The following is an 18,812-nucleotide window of genomic DNA, read 5'->3' as shown; positions in this document are numbered from 1 at the left end:
CGCTACCGAAAAGCCCGATGTGATCGGGCCTTCCGGTCCGTGACTTCATTCATCGCGGGCGGGCGGACGTGAGGCCTCAGCTGTTGACGGCGACGGCCTGCTGCGCGGATTCGGCTTGTGCCGTGAAGGCGAACCCAGGGAAATCCGACTCGACTTCGCTCTCGAGTCGGTCGAAATACGTTCCCGCGCCGCCGAAGTAGGCCAGAATGCCACGCGGTTTACCAGGGATGTTCGCTCCCAGGAACCAGGAGTTGGCTGTCGCGGCGTTGGCCAAGACCGTGCCCTCGAGGATCTCCTCGGCATGACGGACCCAGGAATCGACGGCGTCAGGGATCGGTTCCAGCGCGACCGCGCCGCGTCGCTGCATATGCGAAATGGCGGCGGTGACCCATTCGACCTGCCCCTCCACCATGGTCGGGCCATTGGCGAAGGGGCCCAGCGGACCTGCCACGGTGAACATGTTGGGGAACCCGTCGACTGCCATTCCGAGGTAGCTGCGCGGGACGGTCTCCCACACTTCGCTCAGGCGCCGACCGCCACGGCCGCGGATATCGACACCCTGCGCGGGTCCGGTGATGGCGTCGAAGCCCGTAGCGAAGATGATGACATCGGCCTCGTAGACATCGGTGGCCGTGCGCAGGCCCGTCGGGAGGATCTCCGTGATCGGGTTCTTGCTGACATCCACGAGCGAGACGTTCTCGCGGTTGTACGCCTCGTAGTATCCGTGCCCGCACGGGGGACGCTTGGCGGCCAGCGGGTACTGCGGGCACAGCAGTTCCGCGGTGGTGGGGTCCTTGACGATCGCCCGGATCTTGGATCGGATGAACTCCGAGGCGATCTCATTGGCCTCGCCGTCGAGCCACAGATCATTGAATGTGTCGAACAGGAAGCGGAATCCACCTACCTCCCAGGCTCGTTCGAGTACCCGCTGCTGGTCTGCCGGGCTGAAGTCGGCCGCGCTCTGCTCGCACACCGGCAAGTCCATCGCATAGAACTGGCGACGGGCGCGCGCCCAGATGTTCTCGTAATCGGCCTTGATCGCCGCACGCTCGGCCTCATCGAGCGGTCGGTTCCGCGCCGGCAGCACGTAGTTCGGCGTCCGCTGGAATACGGTGACCTCCGTCGCGGACAGTGCGACCACCGGTACGACCTGAACGCCGGAGGCGCCGGTGCCTATTACGGCGACTCGCTTGCCGGTGAAATCGATGTCGTGCTTCGGCCAGAACGCGGTTTGGTACCACTCGCCAGTGAAGGAATCCAATCCCGGGATGTCGGGCAGGAAGGGCTTGGAGAGCGGACCTGCCGCCGAAACCAGATACCGGCACGTGAGCGATTGCCCGTCGTCGGTCTGAACCTTCCAAACATTGGCCGACTCATCCCACACGGCAGCCGTCAGGCGGGTCTGGAATCGGATGTGCTTGCGCAAATCGAGCCGATCCGCGACGAACTGAAAGTACCGCGACATCTCGGCTTGGGTGGGATAACGCTGCGACCAGTCCCATTCAGTGAGTACTTCTTTGGAGAACGAGTAGCAGTAGTACCAGGCCTCGCTGTCGGTCCGTGCTCCCGGATAGCGATTCCAGTACCACACACCGCCGACATCCGTTCCGGCCTCGAGGAGAACCGTCGACAATCCCATTTGCGTCAGATCGTGCAAGGCCCGCAGACCGCCGAATCCCGCCCCAATAACCACAGCGTCGAAGTCAATTGAGTCGCTCACCATTTCTCCTTTCGCGACGACCGCCGACGCTACGCGTGATCGGCGTCACTCCAGAAGTGTTCGCTGCACAGAATAGGAACCAGTTGCTGTGTGTCTGCACAACCTGGCGAGGGTCGCCTAGCGCCACCCGCCTGACCAATGAACCAGCTCCAGCGCCAACCCCACGCTGAGACGGCGCCCCGACAGCGGTTGCGGTAGCAGCCGCTCCGCGCGTTCCAGGCGGTTCAATACGGTGTTGCGATGTGTGAACAGCCGCGCCGCGGTGCGGGCGGTGTTGCCGTCCTCCTGCAGGTAGACGCGCAACGTCTCGCGCAGGTCGGCATCCGCGCCGGCGAGCTCACCCAGCGTGTCGGAAACGAACTGCCCGGCGGTCTCCTCGTCCTGCGACGCCAGCACCGCGATACGCACATCGTCGTAGGCGGTGAACCGTTCCCTGCCGGGGTTTCGCTCGGCCACGCGCCGCGCGGCGACTGCTTCCCGGTGGGTTCTGCGGAATCCGGCCATGCGCTCCCTGCTGGACCCCGCGGTCGCCAGCACTCCCTCCGGCGCCTTGGCCATGACCTCGCGGAGCAGGCGTACATCGAGCCGCTGGTCGCCACTGAGCCATACCCACGTCGTCGCGGTGGTGGCCGGAAGAATCAGTGGTGGTCGCAGGCCTGCTTCCATCGCGATCGAACGAGCCGTCTTCTCGAGCAGGCCTTGCTCGTGATCCGGCGATGCGGACCACAACACCATTCCGGTGTGCCAGGCCGACAGATCGTATGCGAGGCGTTCACGCGCCACTTCTTCCCGAATCGGCGCACCGTCGATGATCAGCGTGACCGTTTCCAGACGGCGGGTGAGTACGCCGCCCATCAAATCGTCGCGCTCCCGCTCGATTTGACGGTTGATCAAGGCGAGCGCCGCGTCTACCCAATCGTTGATGGAACGCAGACCGAAGTCGGCTACCACGGCGACCTCCTGTGGTGGCACCGCCTGCGCCGCGGCCAGCACCCACCGTCGGCACCCGACATTCTCGGCGCACCGGTAGCCGGTCAGCAGCTGCTGGAAGTCGACCCCGTGCCGGATCAAGTCACGGGCGACGTCGAGGGCGGCGGGAGGCACATCGACGGGAACCCGCCCGCCCGGTCGGCGGCGCTGGGCGTCGACCCAGCGCAACGTCATCGCCCGGACACTCGCGCGCACGCTCTCTTCGAGCGCGGCGTCACCAGCCAGCGCGGGCGCCGCGGCGATGGCAGCTGCCGCCATCTCGTCGACTAGCCCGTCCAGATTCGCCACGAATCCCTCGACGGTCGCAGTGATCAACCCGGACACGTGCGCCGACGGTGGCTCCCATCCCAGCGTCGAGGTGGACATCAGCTCACACTATCGCGGCCGCATTGGATCCTCGCCGGGGATCTGGCGGAGGGAACGAATCGTGCCCGACTCAGACGAGCGAGCCGCGCTACCGGCGAGACCGCGGCCTTGGCGGTCGCCGAATGCGCGGTCGCAGACGCACGGGAGGGCTATGAGGCGGACGGGCGAGTCCGCCGCAGGTTACGTCGTAGCGCGCCGCATCATTCGAAGGAGTGCTCGTGCCCAGTCGCCGACCCGGCCAGCCTCCGCAGAACTTGTGCAGCCGCACACGAGATCATGTTCTCGTTAGGCAACCGACACTTCAGGTGTGATGCCGCACACGCGTAGTGTCTGCTGTGGTCGGCGACTCGCAATCGGGTCCGCGCAAATAAACAGAGCTCGACGCTGAGATGGTTTGACATGTGCTCGAACTGGCCGCTCGGTGAATCAAATCAATCCGCTGCGGTGACAACAAGAGCTGCTCCTCGGCTGATAAATTTCGCCAGGGCGATCTTCGGCGAGCCGCATTTGGCGTGACAGGTCTTTCGGGCGGCCAGTCGTGCCGTCGACCAAGGATCTGAAACCGGCCGCGGGGCGCGGACAATGGTGTCGAATGTCGGATCAGCAAGAGAATAGGACAAGAAATGCGTGTCGAAGTAAGAAAGACCATCGAGAACTCCATAGACAAGGTCTGGACGAGCCTGTCGGACTTCGGGAATCCTCACTTGGTCGACGAAACTATCACCACAAAACACTCCGAAGGTCGGGGCGTTGGTGCAGTACGCACAATCGAGCTCGCCAGCGGTGGGAGTGCAACGGAACTCTGCATCGTGTGCGATCCAGAGACATTCACTTTGGCCTACACAATCTTGCCGCCTGCCGACGTTCCTCTGAAGAATTATGTTTCCACAGTTCGCTTGCGTTGGGCGGGGCCGGGTCGCACCGAGGTTCATTGGATTCAAGTATCCGAATTTACTGCGGACGACAGATTTCCGGTAACGGAGGATGAATTCGCCGCCCATGCTGGCCAAATCTATTCGGCATTCATAGATGGTCTGGAGCGTGCGCGATAAAGGCGTTGGGCGAAAAGCTCGTGGGGGAAATGGGGAACGGCAAGTTATGGGTGTGTTCGATGGCAAGCGCGTGCTGGTCGCGGGCGCGGCCAGTGGCATAGGCCGTTCCACCGCAGTGGCTTCCGCGAAGGTGGGTGCCTGGTGGGGTTGTCGGTGACATCGACAGCGAAGGGTGGGCCTCGTGGGCAGACACCGCCGGACAGACCTGCAGGTTCAGTGTCTATCGCGGCTCTGGCGACTGTTTTCTGAACCGCGTCCGGTATCTGCCTGGAAATAAGCCTGCCGCCGTGCTCCGGTAGCTCCGCGAACTTCATTGGATTTCCGCGGAGCTACCGGAGGGTTGGATCTGTGTGTCCACACTTCGTCAGTGGCATACGCCGCGCACTGAACCTCAGTCTTCAGCACGCTGACACCCGCAACTTGTGGCTCTCCAGATTCGGAAAACTACAGCTCAACGAGCTGTCGGGGGCGATTGCCTCATGGACCGAACTCGGGGCGCTACCTGATCGAACTGACCTGATTCAGCATTTCGCAGCGGGCCGTCAAGGGCAGGCGAACAATCGTTCGCACGGCAGGCGTGGCAACAGTCGACGCTCCTCGACCGTACTGCGGATCAGTTCGACCGAATGCTGATGTTTCCGCCGCTGCCAGTCATCGATCAGATTGCGTGCCGCTCTGGCGGTAGCGATGTAGTCGAACATCATGTCGGCAAGCCAGATCCGCAAGTGCACATCGACTTCGGGTGGCAGCGGTGCATCTGCGGTCATGGGCTTGACTCCTTGGACAGCGAGCGGCGGTTACAGGTCGGATTTCTCGGACGAGGCGTCGGCTGTGGCGGTGAGCAGTTCCGCGAATCGCTCTTGGGCCGCAGCTCTACGCGTGGGCACGTGTTCGGTCGGCACACCTGTCGCCGGGGGTGTGTAGCCGCGCAGGATCAGCTTGGCGACGCTGTCGCGGTGCACCTCGTCGGGGCCGTCGTAGAAGCGGGCCGCGCGGGCCGCCCGGTACATCCCCTCCAACGGCAGGTCGGCGGAGTAGCCGAGGGAGCCGCAAGTCTGGATGGCGCGGTCGATGACGTCGTGCAGCACTTTCGCGCCGTAATACTTGATGAAGGCGATTTCCTTGCGTGCTGCCGAGGTGCCGTGGTTGTCGATCATCCAGGCCGCGTTCAACGTCATCAGGCGGGCGGCCTGAATTTCGGCGGCCGAGTCGGCGATCCAGTTTCGGATGGTCTGCTTGTCAGCCAGCACGCCGGCGTGCAGCTCGCGGGAGGCGGCGCGTTCGCACATCATGTCGAAGGCGCGCTTGGCCTGCCCGATCCAGCGCATGCAGTGATGGATGCGGCCCGGACCCAGCCGCTTCTGGGCGATGCGGAAGCCGTCGCCGACGCCGCCGAGCAGTGCGTCCGCCGGCACCCGGACGTTGTCGAACTGTACCTCGGCGTGCGAAGGGTAGTGGTTCGGCTGGATGGTCGGGTGCTCCATCGTGGCCAGGTCGCGCAGGATTCGCACGCCGGGGGTGCCGACCGGGACGATGAATTGCGATGCGCGCCGGTGCTTTTCGGCTTCGGGGTCGGTCACGGCCACGACGATGATGAAGTCCGCTGTCGAGGCGTTGGAGACGAACCACTTGTGTCCGTTGATGACCCAGTCGTCGCCGTCGCGCACGGCCGTGGTGGACAAGCGAGTCGGGTCCGAACCGGCATAGTCGGGCTCGGTCAGCGCGAACGCCGAGTACATCTCGCCGGACAGCAGCGGCTCGAGCCACCGCGCCTTCTGCTCGGGCGTGCCCGCGGCGGCGAGGATTTCGCTGTTGCCCGAATCGGGTGCCTGATTGCCGAAAACCAGCGGCGCCAGCCAGCTCGAGCCGATGATCTCGTGCATCAACCCGAGCTTGACCTGGCCGTAGCCCTGGCCGCCCAGTTCCGGGTCGAGATGTGCGGCCCACAGATCCTGCTGTTTGACCTGCTGCTGCAGTGGCGCGATCGCGCGACGCAGCTGCGTCCAATCCAGATCGAGCGTCTCCAGCGGAATTACCTCGCTGCGGACGAAATCCTGGATCCAGTCCAGCTTCTTCTGAAATTCTGGTTCGGTAGAGAAATCCCACGCCATTGCGGTCCTCGATTCGTGATTACGATTGGTTGCGGTTGATCAGGTTGCATGCCCGGGCGAACAGGGTTGTTGCGCTGGTGTGCAGCCGTTGCCCCACGTCGGCGGGGGCGAATCCGGCGCAGGACCGCGCGTGGGTGCCCTCGAGGATGATGCCGAGTTTGAAACAGGCCAGCACGGTGTACCAGTCCGCGGCCGACACATCGAATCCGGTGCGTTCGCCGTAGCGTCGGACCAGCTCCTGTGCCGGTGGCAGCCCGCCCGCGCCCGCGAGTGTGGAGCCAAGGACGTCGCTGCGCTCATCCGATTCCGGCCAGGTGGCCAGCAGCCACCCCAGATCCAGCATCGGATCGCCGATCGTGCACATCTCCCAGTCAACGATCGCTGCCACCTGCGGTCCGTCGGGTGCGAACATGACGTTGGCGAGGTGGTAGTCGCCGTGCATGATCCCGATCGGCCCGCTGGACGGTCGGTTACGAGTGAGCCATTCGGACACGAACTCGACAGGTAGGCCGTGGCCGGGGTAGTTGTCGAGCCGTGCATAGGAATCCAGCTCGTGCAGCCAGCGCGGCACTTGACGTTCGAGGAAGCCCTCGGGCCGTCCGAAATCGGCCAGCCCTGCTGCCTCGTAGTCGACCGTGCTCAACGTGGCCAGCGCGTCGACGACCGCGAGTCCCATCCGATAGCGAACGCCTTCGTTCGTGGCGTGCAGTGCGGGCAGCTCCACCGCGGCGTTGAAACCGTCCAGCGGCTCCATGAGGTAGAAGACCGACTCGCCAAGCACCGATTCGTCGAGGCAGGCGGCGATCAGCCGGGCATGTGGCACCGCGGTGTCGGACAACGCCGCCAACAGCCGCATCTCCCGGCGCAGGTTGTCATTGGTCGTGGCACGCGGATGCAGTGGGCCGCGGCGCAGTACGAACTCCCGTGCGCCACGGGTGAATCGCAGCATGATGTTCTGGGTGCCGCCGCCGATGGCGCGCACTTCGGTCAGTGGTCCGTACTCGAGGCCCTGGGTGTCCATCCAGTCGGTGAGCGCGGAAAGCTCGACCCCGGGGACACCGACGTTCGCGTCCGCGTACATGGCGGTCATCGGACCCCGCCGTCGAGCCGTAGTACGGCACCAGTGCAGAAGGATGCCCTTTCGCTCGCGAAATACAATGCCGCTCCGACGATTTCGTCGGGGTTGCCACACCGGCGCAGGGCCGCCTGGCTGTCGAAATGCGCGCGCATTTCCTCGGTCCAGGCATGAGAGATGTCGGTGAGGAATGGTCCACACTGGATCGCGTTGACTCGAACGCCGGACGATCCGAAGGTCTGCGCCAAGCCCTCGGTGAGGTTGTTGAGCGCGGCCTTGGCGGCCGCGTAGGGGACCGCGTTGGGATCCGGGCGTATCGCCTCGATCGAGGAGATGTTGATGATCGAGCCGCCCCCGGTCGCCGCCATCCGGGCACCGATGACTGATGCCAACCGGAACGGACCCTTGAGGTTCACGCCGATCACTTTGTCGAAGTACGCCTCGGTGATCTGATCGACCGACGGGTACAACGGCGACAGTCCGGCGTTGTTGACCAGCACGTCGACCCGGTCGAATTCCTGGTACACGGTATCGATCAGGGCGTCGCACTGCGCCCAGTCGCTGACGTTGCAAGGTACGGCTAGCGCCCGGCGATCGTGCAGTGCTTCGGCCGCCTTCGCCACCACCTCGCAATCGGCGAGCTTGCGGCTCGCCACCACGACATGGGCGCCCTCGGCGGCGAAGGCGCGGACCATCTCCTGGCCCATCCCTCGGCTACCTCCGGTGACGACTACTACCTTGCCATCGAATTCCATTGTGACCTCGTTGATTCAGTGGAATTTAGTGTTCGGGCCGACGTGCTCCGGTCTCGGGATCGTCGTTGGTTCGGTGTCCCGGGAGGACCCCTTTCCAGGCCGCATTCCTGCCGCATCCGCCCAATCGTTGTATTGAGTGACCACTACATTATAGGCACGATTGGTGAGCACGTCGAGGACGGGGGTATCGACTGCGCGTGTGCGGTGGCACTGTAGCGTCCCGGGGAGGACGGTGGCGCTGACCCCATGCACCGGCGACGCTCGAGATCGATCATCGCCTTGGCGACCGTACTTTTCGCTCGCCAGGGCTATGTCGCTTACCAGGGTCGCGCAACTCAGCCATTCGGCCGATATCGGCCGCGGCGCGCTGTATCACCGCATCGGCTCCACGGAGAAGTTGCTGTTCACACGATCTGCCGCGCGCATATCGAGAACGTGCTGCGCCTCGGTACCGAGCGGTTGTGCTCGGATCTCAGCGCCTCCGAGAAAGCTGTACGAACTCGTGCGTGAGCAGATGCGACAAGCGGCCGACCGCCGGCTCGAGCTGTGGGTGATGCTGCGAGATCGAATCGCTGACTGTGGACCCTGCCGTCGTGACGTGCAGCGGCTGCGCGACGATGTGGAGCAGTATGGAGCGATGGCGTCGAGATTGGCGCAGGGTCCGGCGAATTGCCTCGCATTGACCCGCTGTGCGTCGAAGTCGCTCTGGGGCGCTCGATTACGCAGTCTTGCGGTGTCATGCTGCAGCCCGCATCGCCCGGGGGAGTGGGCGATCGGATTATCCGGATGCTGCTGAATGTCGAGGAAGCACATGATCGGCGACGCGTCACGTGACGACTGCCTGTTCGCCTCAGGGGGTAGAGGTTCGGTGGCTTCCAGCAGGCGATGTGGTCGCGATGTGCTCGAGCAGGTGCACGAGCACATCCTTCGCTGATTGCCGGTTTCGTACGTCGCAGAAGACGACCGGGACGTGGGACGGGAGGTCGAGGGCGGCGCGGACTTCGTCCGCTTCGTAGATATCGGCCCCGGCGAAGCAGTTCACCGCGACGATGAACGGGATCTTGCGGGACTCGAAGTAGTCCACCGCGGCGAACGAGTCCTCCAGTCGCCGGGTATCGGCGAGGACGACCGCGCCGAAGGCGCCGAGCGACAGTTCCTTCCACATGAACCAGAATCGGTCCTGCCCGGGTGTGCCGAACAGGTACACCATCACCTGCGGATTGATCGTGATGCGGCCGAAGTCCAGCGCCACGGTGGTTGTCGTCTTGCCCTCGACACCGGTCAGGTCGTCGACCGCGGCGCCGAGTTCGGACAGCCGTTCCTCGGTGCGCAGCGGTGTGATCTCGCTGACCGCGGTCACCAGTGTCGTCTTGCCGACGCCGAAACCGCCTGCGATCAGCAGTTTGATGACCTGTACCGCGTCGATGTCGGCAGTCACGGGATCAAAGTTTGCGAATACCATCGAGCACCATCTGCAGCAGGAATGGGTCGGGGCCGTCCGCGGGCGGCGGCGGAGATCTGAAAATTACGTGCCCGGAGTCGATCAAGTCGCTGACCAAGACCTTGACGGCCGCCAGCAAAAGGTTCAGGTGGGCGGCGAGCTCGGCGATCGATATCGGCCTGCCCTGGCACAGCCGCATTATCTCCTCATACTCCCGATCGAGGGTGGCGGCGTGGGGGTCCGTCCGTACGGCCACGACCAGGGTGAGGATATCGAGGGAGTGAAGGTTCGTCCCGGCTCGGCCGCGGGTCACCGCGAACGGCCGGACCAGGGGTCCGGGATCGTCGGCGAATGCCCAGGAGTCGCCTTCGTGGCGGTTCATCGCACCGACGATGCGCGCAGTGTGCCTTGTGGAGTGCGGGGCGTCGCCGATAGCTGAGTGCCGACCTGTCCGACGATAACGTTCATTTGATAGGCGACGATGCCGAGGTCGGCATCGATCGCCGCCAGCAGCGCTAGACATGCGCCCTGCCCGGCTTCGGTGACAACCATGTACCCGTCCTCGAGTTCGACGACCGTTTGCCGGAACTGACCTTTGTCGAAGCGGGTACCCACACCGCGAGCCAGGCTGTGCAGCGCGGACGCGATGGCGGCGAGATGTTCGGAATCCTCGCGTTTCAGTTCGTTCGAACGGGCCACCGGGAGTCCGTCGGCCGAAAGGACCATCGCGTGCTCGGCTCCCGGTACCCGGGTGACGAGGCCGTCGAGGAGCCAGTCCAGTGCGTTCCGACCGGACTTCTGGTCTGCCACTTCGTTTCTCATCTTCAGAGGGTCGACTTTCACTGGTTGGAGTCCGCTGCGGACTCGCGTGCATGGTGTGTTCCTCGTTGAAAGGAGGACATGGAGTTTCGTATTTCGTCAGCGGGGCGCCGGGATTGGTGGAGCGGCTGGTTCCTGTCGGGATTCGCTTCGTCCCATTGCAGTTCCGGTGCGAGGTGGGCGAGGCGTTGCCGCCGCGGCAGCGGTGCCCGCTGGCGCGAGGTCGGGCGCGGCGGCTCCAACCGGTGGGAAGCGCCGTTGACGGGGGGCTCTGCTGTCGGCAGCCCGACTGGTTCGCCGGACGGCTGCGGCTGCTCCTGCGGACCGTTACGGCCGGGTAGGTGGTGCACTTGCTCGCTGGCCGCGGACGGAGGCGGGGGCGGTATGCGCCGATGCGCGCCCGTCCCCGGTGCGCCGCTCGGATCGGCGTCATCCGCAGACGGATCGGCGCTCAGCAAGGCGACCGGAATCAGCACGACGGCCTTGATCCCTCCGTACGCCGAATCCTCTAGGTTCACCGCGATGCTGTGCCGTCGCGCCAGCCTGCCGACCACGAACAAGCCCAGGTTCCGCTGTCCCGCCAGCGCCATCTTCTGGAAGTCGGGCGGGTCGGCGAGCAGCTGGTTGAGTCGTTCCCGTTCATCGGACCGCAGGCCGAGGCCTTGGTCCTCCACCTGGACCACGACGCCGCGGCCGACGAGGTTCCCATGCACCGATACGAGCGCCTGCGGCGGGGAGAACGTCGTCGCGTTGTCGATCAGCTCAGCCAGCAGGTGAATGAGGTCCGCGACAACGTTGCCGAGGACGTACGCCTCCGGCAGGCGTATCGCGCTCACTCGGGTGAGATCGTGGGTTTCGGAGACCGCGCTGCGCACGATCTGCTCCAGCGCGACCGGATCACGCCAGCGGCGACCGGCTTGACCGCCGCCGAGGATCAGCAGGTTCTCGGCGTTCCGTCGCGCCCTGGTCGCCAAATGGTCCAGCTGGAACAGCAATTCGAGGTGTTCAGGATCGTTCTGCTTGGCCTCGGCGATGTCCAGTACGTCCAGCTGTCTGCGAACCACGACCTGGTTGCGGCGGGCGATGTCGAGGAAGACCCTGTTGAATCCGCTCCGGGTCCGCGCCTCGGTGGCGGCTACAGTCATGGCCGTGCGCTGCGCCGTGCTGAACGCGTCCGCCACCTGCCCGATCTCGTCGCTGCCGCTGTCGACCACCGTCACTTCGGCATCGAGGTCGATGAGCTCGCCGTCGTGGAGGCGCTGGATGATCGACGGCAGTGTCTCGTTGGCCAGTTCCAGGCTTCGCGAACGCAGCGACCGCAGGCGCCGGACAAGGCGGTTGGCCAGCAGCAGGGCCGGCACGAACGCGAGGGTCGCGGCGATCGCCACGGCCGCACCGGCCAGGATCAACCGATCAAGCGTCCGGTCGGCGGCATCGGCGGCCGTCGTGGTCGCGAACTCGAAGTGGTCTCGGAACATGGCCACGAGTTCGGCGTCGACGGCACGCTCGGCAGCCTGCCACTCGGGGTACGGGACCGCGAGGATCCCCTGCTCGGCCAGCTCATCCTGCCCCTGGGTCGCCGTGTGCCACTCGGGGCTTTCGATCAGTTTCCGGTATCGCGCCCGATCGTCGTCAGCAAGCTGGGAAACCAGTCCCTCGAGTTGGTGCCGATAGCCGCCGACGAGTTGGGCAACCATTCGCCGGTCCTCGGGGAAGAGCGGTCCATCGGCCGCCGTCGCGGCCGCGATCCCCGCGGCGCGCGAGTGGAGTTCGGCCGCCTGCATCAGTGCCGAAGCGGTCATCAACTCGGAGGACGTCAATGCTTCCGGAGTATGGCGTGCCAGCCCCTCGATTCCGGTCGCCACGACACCGGCGAGCTGCGTATAGAAGTCGTCCACCTCTGCGGTGGTGGCCTGACGGACATCTACGGCTCGCCGCATGATCGGCGTGCCGACCGCGAGTCGCATGAACGCCGGATTGGCCTTCACGACGGCCTCGGGATTCAGTTCCTGCATCGTCGGCGCGATTCGGGCGGCATCACTGAGCGCCGAATCGGTCTTCGCCCGCCGCGCCACGAGGTCGGACATCGCCGACGGGTCGCCGTTGAGGGCGGCGAAGCTGGTGGTTCGCTCATCCTGCACCGCGACGATGAAGCCGACGAACGAATCCAGCTGCTCGTTCAGGTACTCGGCCCAGCGATCCGCCGCTCGTGCCTCGTTGGCCAGAGTGACGACGAATGTCGTACCCGTGACAAGAAAGGCCGCGCACGGAATCAACGCGATGGCCAGCACGCGGGTGCGAATACCGTGGCCGGGCCGAGCACTGGATCGGGAAGCCGGTGCACTCGGGGCAGCGCCCTTCTCGGTCCGCGGTCCTATCGAAGCTCGCACCGACGGGCCTCGTGCCTGGTCTTCGACGAAGGATTGTGTTCGATGACGCGAACTGTGCGCCATGCCGGTTCGGGCGTGAGGTGCCAAAGGCCATCGCACGAACCCGGGCCGTACTGCTCCCTCGGCGCGGGGGGTGGGTGGTCGGTCAATCGAGCTTCCTTGATGTCGAGTGCGCGGCAGCCGGGCTGCCACCGTCATGCCGCGTCGGAGCGTCCTGTTCTTGGAATTCGATTGCGCGTCGGACAGATCGAATGGCCCAGCACCCTGACGATCGGCGGTCCAGCGCCGGCTGCGACCCTGGCGTTAGACCCGGCGTACCGGGAGTTCGGTCAGCAGGTTGATGTAGTTGGACCAGCCGCGGCGCGGTTCGCCCGCGAGCTCGAGCCGCACATTGCGGGCCCGCAGTTCCTCCCAGAGGATGGTCAGCTCCAGTTTCGCCAGGTGGGCGCCGATGCAGCGGTGCACGCCGGTGCCGAAGGCGAGCATCTCCTTCTCGGGGCGCCACGGGTCGAAGCGATCGGGGTCGGAGAAGACTGCCGGATCCCGGTTCGCGGCGGTGTAGTAGAGGACCATGACATCGTTCTCGCGGATCTGTTCCCCGGCGAAGGTCAGGTCACGGGTGGCGGTCCGGGCCATCTGATACACCGGGCTGATGACCCTGAGGAACTCGTCGACCGCGCGGCCGGCCTGACCCTCCTCCACGGCCTTGTCGGTCAGGGCCGCGATCTCCGGGTCCTCCAGATACATCCGCATCGACTGACCGATCGTCGTGTGCGTGGTCTCGAAGCCCGCGGCGATCATGACGAACATCCACTGGAGGTACTCCGCCTGGTTGATCTCGCCACGCTCGACGCACCGGCTCAGCTCGGTGAACATGTCGTCCCCCGGATTCGCCAGCTTGACCTGCTGCATCTTCGCGGCGTACTCCGTGAGCTGCCCGAGCAACGGGATCACACGGTCGGCCGTCCCCTCTCCCTCCTCGAGCCCCTCGAAATGCTGTGCGGCGTCGAAGAAGTCGGTCAGCAGCTCGACGAGATACGCGCGGTCCTCGCGCGGCGCGCCGAGCACCGTGGCGATGACGTACGCGGGAATCGTGCGGGCGAACTCCTCGACGTAGTCGAACTCCGACCTGCCCTCGACCGCGTCGATCGCCTGGGTGACGACTTCCCGGACCCACGGCTCGAAGTTCGCGACGATACGCGGGCCGAACCCTTTCGCTGCCGCTCGGCGCAGGTAGTTGTGCCGCGGCGGGTCGGTGCACATGATCATGTCCACCGACGGGTGGTCGGGCGAGAGGTTCGTGTACGGGAAGGACGGGCCCCCGGTAGAGCTGAACGTGGCCGGATCCTTCTCGACCGCGACGATGTCGGCGAACCGAGTCACCGCCCAGTACCCGCCGTTCTTGTTGGCGACGGTCGTGGGGACCCAGTGCAGGCCCGGTCGGCGCTGGATCTCGGCGAAGGCTGCGCGGGGGACTTCCTCGGTGAAGGTGGCCGGGTCACTGAAGTCCGGAATGTGGACGTTCCCCGTCTGTTCGTAGGTCAACGGCACAAGATGCTCCTTTGCAGAGTGTGACGGCGCTCTCACTAGCCGCACGTTGTAGTATTGGACTACGTAATACGAAATCTGTCAACGTGTCGGTGATGGGTGATCCGACCCGATTGGAACGTCGCTGTTCGTCCTGGTCGGGATTGCGGCGCCAGGGCTGTCGGCCTGTATGATGTGTCGGTCCTACAAAAACCAAGGAGGTCTCAGTGGCAGACGGTGATCTCGGACTCCTGGTCGAGCGTCCAGAGCGGTTGCTGCGGGAGCGGGTCACCGACGCGGTACGCGAGGCCATTACGCGGGGTGATCTGGAGCCGGGCCGCAGGCTCACCGAGCGGGAGCTCGTCGAGCTGACCGGTGTAAGCAGGACGTCCCTGCGTGAGGCGCTCCGGAGCCTGCAGGCGGAGGGGCTCGTCGAGAGGTCCGGCCCGAGGGGATTACGGGTCGCGATGCTGACCGCGGAGGTGGTGAACGAGCTGTACGACGTGCGCGCACCGCTCGAGGCGGCTGCGGTGGAACTCGTCGTGCGGAACGCCTCGGATGCCCAAGTGGCGGACCTCCGCGCCGTTATGATGTCGGCCGATTCCGGTGAGCTCGATGACGAGCTCGCCGCTACTCGGAGGTTTTACGACCTTCTTCTCGAAGCCGCGGGCAACTCGATTCTTCAGCAGATGTTCGGGTCGATCGAAGCGCGGATCCATGCGCTGCGCCGGGTTTCCCTGCGGATCGGCGGCCGTGCCGAGGTCAGTCGGCGAGAGCTGATGGAGATTATCGACCTCATCGCCGAGCGAGATGGGCCGGCTGCCGCCGCGGCGGCACGTGCGCACGTGCTCGCGGCGAAGGCTGCGGCACTGGCGGCGCTCGGGCGCGGCCCCGGCTGACGCTTCGAATCGGCGATCGGTCACGATCGAGGCTCGATGCCGCGCTCTCGATGTCCGGGCCATCGGCTGACGTGGGGCGGTTTGTGTGACCGCTACCGTCGTGAACGGTGTAGCGGCTGGCGGTCCGTCGCGGGCTGGCATCTCGCCATGTTCGGTGCCAGTGGGTCGCGCGGGAGGGTGGCCTGAACCCGGTGGCTGCCCGGGGGCTCGACGAGCTGTCCAATCGGGGCGATGCGCAAGGGAGGAACAAGCGCCCCGACGGAATCCACGTTTACCTTGCGGTGGTACGCGAGCCCAGAACGGGAACAATTTTCGTGACTTCCGGTTGATTGCACCGAGGATTCGGGCTGTCGCGCTGCTATCGATCAGCGTCGGCCGGGCGCTTCACTCCCAAACGCGATTCGATGCCGGAAGGACGGAGTTCGTGGTGCGCCCGAATTCCACCTCGCCAGCGGCATTTTCGGTCGGGTGCGGCACCGGGCGTCGTTGCGTGCCGCCCGCGGAGAGCCGGTGCACGTCGTCGCGTCCGATCAACCGGCGCAAATTGACGAATCTACGGCATACTGGATACCGTCATACAAAATATAGATGACGAAGCCGACTGCCTTCCGCCGGGTGTACCGACGGGTAGTCGTCTTTCCTGCCATCGATCTCGACATATGCGCCTGTGACAAAGGGTCGGCCCGCCGAGGGGCGCGCCCAGGGTCGGGCACACGTCCTACCTGGCGCAGGCCAGGCGGGGGAGGAGGTATCGGCGATGACGAAGTCCCACAGCAACGGTCGTCACTGCGAGCTCGCCGGAGACGGCGGAATGGATGTTCCGGAGGTTCTTCGGGTCATCGAGCTGACTCGGTCGGTGGCAGGCGCGGCGTGCGGCAGGCTGTTCGCCGGGCTGGGGCACGAGGTCACGCTGTGTGAGCCCGCAGCCGGGCACCCGCTCCGGGCGCGTGAGTTCACGTTCACCGCGACAGCAGCGGGCAAGCGCAGCGTGGTGTGCGATCCGGCCCTCGCCCCCGCCGACTGGGAAGCCTTGCTGACGTCCGCTGACGTGCTGCTCATCGATCTGTCCCCGAGCCGAGCACGGGAACTCGGGCTGGACCCCAAGCGTCTGGCGCAACGGTTTCCGCAGCTGGTTACCGTTTCGCTGACGGCGTTCGGTCTGGAGGGAGAGTTCGCCGAGACCGCGGGAGACAGTTTGCTCGCGGAGGCCTACGGCGGGTTGGCGCAGATGGTCGGCGAGCCGGACCGGTCGCCGTTGACACTGGGCGGCGAGCAGGCGGCGTATGCGGCCGCGTTCGTCGGTCTCTTCGGCGCCTCGCTCGCCCTGCACCGACGCACTCGAACCGGAACCGGCGACCACGTCGAGGTCGCCCTGAGCGATGTCGCCGCGTATATGGACTGGAAAAGCGATGTGACATACGAGCTCGGCGCCGCGGTTCCCTGCCGCACTGGCGCGTCGCGCGGGTCATGGCGGATTGTGGAGGCGAAGGACGGCTGGGTCGGTGTTATCTTCCTGGACCACCAGTGGCCCGCGGTCGTCGAGCTGATCGGTGACGACCGCCTCGGCGACCCGGAGTTTCTCGACGCGCGCGTCCGGCTCGAACGGGCGGAGGAACTGTGGCCGGTCATCGCCGACGCGATCAGGTGGCGGCAGGCCGCCGAGGTCTACGCCTCGGCCCAGCGCCTGGGACTTCCGTTCGGCTACGCGGCCACGGCAGCGGATCTGCTCGCCGCCGACCAGCTCGCGAAGAGGGGTTTCGTGATCCCTCCCGACCGGCGCCGGCGAGACGCCCCGGTGGTGTCTTTCCTCCTGCCCGATGCGAGGACCGTCGAAGCCGAGCGGGCGCCCGCGCTCGGCGAGGACGCGATCGTCCGTCGCGCTGCGGTCGCCGGGGTGACGCCTGCAGCCGAGGGGGGAGTCGGCCGACTGGGTGACGCGCCTTTGGCAGGCATGCTCGTACTGGACTTCGGCACGATCACCGCGGGCGCGGCCACGAGCAGACTGCTCGCGGACTACGGCGCGACCGTCATCAAGATCGAGTCGAATGCCCGTCCAGACCGGTTCCGCCAGTGGGCGATGCCGGGGGCGGACGCCGGCGTGATTCCCACGGTCTCGCCGATGTTCGCTTCGAACAACGTCGGCAAGATCGGCCTGTGCGTCGACCTCAAGAGCGAGGGTGGGCGGCGGATCGTGCACGACCTCATCCGGCGGGCCGATGTACTGGTCGAAAACTTCCGGGCCGGAGTCACCCGCCGGATGGGGATCGACCCGGACACCGCCCGGGAACTGAACCCCGATCTGATCTATCTGTCCCTGTCGAGTCAGGGCAGTGTGGGACCGGAATCCCAATACAGCTCTTACGGTTCCACCCTCGATCTGCTCTCCGGTCTCGCCGCTGCCACGGGTTATCGCGGTGAGGCGCCGATCTGGTCGTCGGGCGACGTGAATTTTCCCGACCAGATCGTGGCGCTGGCGGGCGCGGCCCTGGTGGCGCACGCTACCGCGACGCGCCGCGTCGGGACATGGCTCGACGTGTCGCAGCGAGAGCTGGTGGCGTGGACGCTCGCCGACCAGCTCGCTGCCTTCGTCTGGGAAGGTCGGCCGATGCATCCGACGGGCAACCGCAGGCCGGGCGCGACGCCACACGATGTCTACCCGACCGCGGAGACGGCGTGGATCGCTCTTTCCTGCACCGAGGACGTGCATCGGCGGGCACTCGGCACCCTCGTTCCCGGGCTGCCGGTCGCTGAAGACGAACAGCGGTGGTGGGACAACCAGGACGACGTCGATGCGCGGATCACCGAATGGGCGTCGACCCGAACGAGGGGCCAGGCCGTGGCCGAGCTGCGCGCAGCCGGTGTGCCCGCGGTGCCGGTGTGCACCGCGGCCGACCGAGCCATCCAGTCGCGCTACCGCGAGCGGCGCCTCGCTCTGCGCGGTGCCGATGGCGGGTGGCTGAAGGGCTTCCCGATGATCCTTCGCGGCTTCGCCCCCGCCGATCCGGGTCCGGCTCCCGGCCTCGGCGAGGACGTAGCCGATCCGCGGTCGAACGAATACACCACCTTCCTGACCAATCTTTTGCCCGAGCTGGACGGGAAAATTCCCGGTCTGTCGTCAATGCGATCAGACAGCAGCAAAGCGGCGGAACGAGCGGAGGCGCGATAAGCCCCGGCGACCGGCCCAGCCGGTCGCCGGGATCGGAGCGCCGTCGCGAAGCACGGCCACGGGCCTGCTCACCCAGATATGGGTAGCGCTCGGTAGCGCGCCGGTCGAGGTGAGCAGGGGTGGAGAGCACCGGTGAGCGAGCGTTGAAGTCCGCCTTCCCGATAACCGGACCTGGCCGCCGCCAGCTTTGGTGCGGCGGGTCTCGCGATCGCCGCACTTTCTGGAGCTACTGGCCGAGGCCGACGTGTTGGTGCACGGCTGCCAAGATGTTCGGGCCGATCGAGGCGCGTATCACTGCGCTCCGCAGTCTCTCGCTACGCATCGCTGGTCGCGGCGACGCGAACGCGAACGAGATCCGCCAGATGGCCCGCCTGATACATGAACGGGACGCAAGCGGCGCTGCGGCAAGTGCGCGCCGACATGTACTTGCCGCGAAGGCGGCAGCGCTGGAAGCCGTCCGCGGCACCCGACCGTCGTGACGCGCGCAGGATTCCAAGGGCG

14 protein-coding genes are annotated in these 18,812 nt (G+C 65.8%); 3 read left to right on the top strand and 11 right to left on the bottom strand.

The features are described from left to right. Positions 1-76: 76 nt before the first annotated feature. Together NX1_RS21125 and NX1_RS21120 are read right to left on the bottom strand one after the other, a co-directional pair. Complete coding sequence (locus tag NX1_RS21125; RefSeq protein WP_068062201.1) at positions 77-1,723, bottom strand: flavin-containing monooxygenase; 1,647 nt, start codon at positions 1,721-1,723, stop codon at positions 77-79. A 114-nt stretch (positions 1,724-1,837) separates the two neighbouring features. Beyond that, on the bottom strand, positions 1,838-3,076 hold the full coding sequence (locus NX1_RS21120) for a PucR family transcriptional regulator (protein WP_068062200.1): 1,239 nt from the start codon (positions 3,074-3,076) through the stop codon (positions 1,838-1,840). 623 nt (positions 3,077-3,699) lie between these two features. On the opposite strand from NX1_RS21120, the gene NX1_RS35540 reads away from it, so the two are divergent. Next, the gene (locus tag NX1_RS35540) at positions 3,700-4,128 is read left to right on the top strand and encodes an SRPBCC family protein (protein ID WP_084501626.1); all 429 of its coding nucleotides are present in this window, start codon (positions 3,700-3,702) and stop codon (positions 4,126-4,128) included. Positions 4,129-4,670: 542 nt separating this feature from the next. On the opposite strand, the gene NX1_RS21115 is transcribed toward NX1_RS35540, so the two are convergent. The 9 genes from NX1_RS21115 to NX1_RS21075 form a co-directional block, all read right to left on the bottom strand. Further along, on the bottom strand, positions 4,671-4,895 hold the full coding sequence (locus NX1_RS21115; protein WP_068062197.1) for a hypothetical protein: 225 nt from the start codon (positions 4,893-4,895) through the stop codon (positions 4,671-4,673). A gap of 30 nt (positions 4,896-4,925) precedes the next feature. Then, the gene (locus NX1_RS21110) at positions 4,926-6,239 is read right to left on the bottom strand and encodes an acyl-CoA dehydrogenase family protein (protein WP_068062185.1); all 1,314 of its coding nucleotides are present in this window, start codon (positions 6,237-6,239) and stop codon (positions 4,926-4,928) included. Between the two features lie 19 nt (positions 6,240-6,258). Next, a complete protein-coding gene (locus tag NX1_RS21105; protein ID WP_068062294.1) occupies positions 6,259-7,320 on the bottom strand; it encodes a phosphotransferase family protein in 1,062 nt (353 codons plus the stop codon). A gap of 5 nt (positions 7,321-7,325) precedes the next feature. After that, positions 7,326-8,069, bottom strand: coding sequence for an SDR family NAD(P)-dependent oxidoreductase (locus tag NX1_RS21100; RefSeq protein ID WP_068062183.1), 744 nt, complete (start codon positions 8,067-8,069; stop codon positions 7,326-7,328). A gap of 850 nt (positions 8,070-8,919) precedes the next feature. Continuing rightward, the gene (locus NX1_RS21095; protein WP_068062181.1) at positions 8,920-9,531 is read right to left on the bottom strand and encodes a GTP-binding protein; all 612 of its coding nucleotides are present in this window, start codon (positions 9,529-9,531) and stop codon (positions 8,920-8,922) included. After that, the gene (locus NX1_RS21090; RefSeq protein ID WP_068062179.1) at positions 9,512-9,892 is read right to left on the bottom strand and encodes a DUF742 domain-containing protein; all 381 of its coding nucleotides are present in this window, start codon (positions 9,890-9,892) and stop codon (positions 9,512-9,514) included. Before NX1_RS21090 ends, NX1_RS21095 begins: the two co-directional genes overlap by 20 nt. Further along, the gene (locus tag NX1_RS21085) at positions 9,889-10,332 is read right to left on the bottom strand and encodes a roadblock/LC7 domain-containing protein (protein WP_068062177.1); all 444 of its coding nucleotides are present in this window, start codon (positions 10,330-10,332) and stop codon (positions 9,889-9,891) included. The genes NX1_RS21090 and NX1_RS21085 overlap by 4 nt, the downstream gene beginning before the upstream one ends. A gap of 17 nt (positions 10,333-10,349) precedes the next feature. Next, on the bottom strand, positions 10,350-12,620 hold the full coding sequence (locus tag NX1_RS21080; RefSeq protein ID WP_068062175.1) for a sensor histidine kinase: 2,271 nt from the start codon (positions 12,618-12,620) through the stop codon (positions 10,350-10,352). A 402-nt stretch (positions 12,621-13,022) separates the two neighbouring features. Then, on the bottom strand, positions 13,023-14,270 hold the full coding sequence (locus NX1_RS21075; protein WP_068062173.1) for a cytochrome P450: 1,248 nt from the start codon (positions 14,268-14,270) through the stop codon (positions 13,023-13,025). A 248-nt stretch (positions 14,271-14,518) separates the two neighbouring features. On the opposite strand from NX1_RS21075, the gene NX1_RS21070 reads away from it, so the two are divergent. Together NX1_RS21070 and NX1_RS21065 are read left to right on the top strand one after the other, a co-directional pair. Continuing rightward, on the top strand, positions 14,519-15,145 hold the full coding sequence (locus NX1_RS21070) for a GntR family transcriptional regulator (protein WP_169812262.1): 627 nt from the start codon (positions 14,519-14,521) through the stop codon (positions 15,143-15,145). A gap of 757 nt (positions 15,146-15,902) precedes the next feature. Beyond that, entirely contained in the window at positions 15,903-18,311 is a 2,409-nt protein-coding gene (locus NX1_RS21065; RefSeq protein ID WP_068062167.1) for a CaiB/BaiF CoA-transferase family protein, read from the top strand. The last annotated feature ends 501 nt before the right edge of the window (positions 18,312-18,812 follow it).

The sequence above is a fragment of the Nocardia xishanensis NBRC 101358 genome, from assembly GCF_001613365.1.
Classification (GTDB): domain Bacteria; phylum Actinomycetota; class Actinomycetes; order Mycobacteriales; family Mycobacteriaceae; genus Nocardia; species Nocardia xishanensis.
This window is presented reverse-complemented; position numbering and strand designations above follow the sequence as displayed.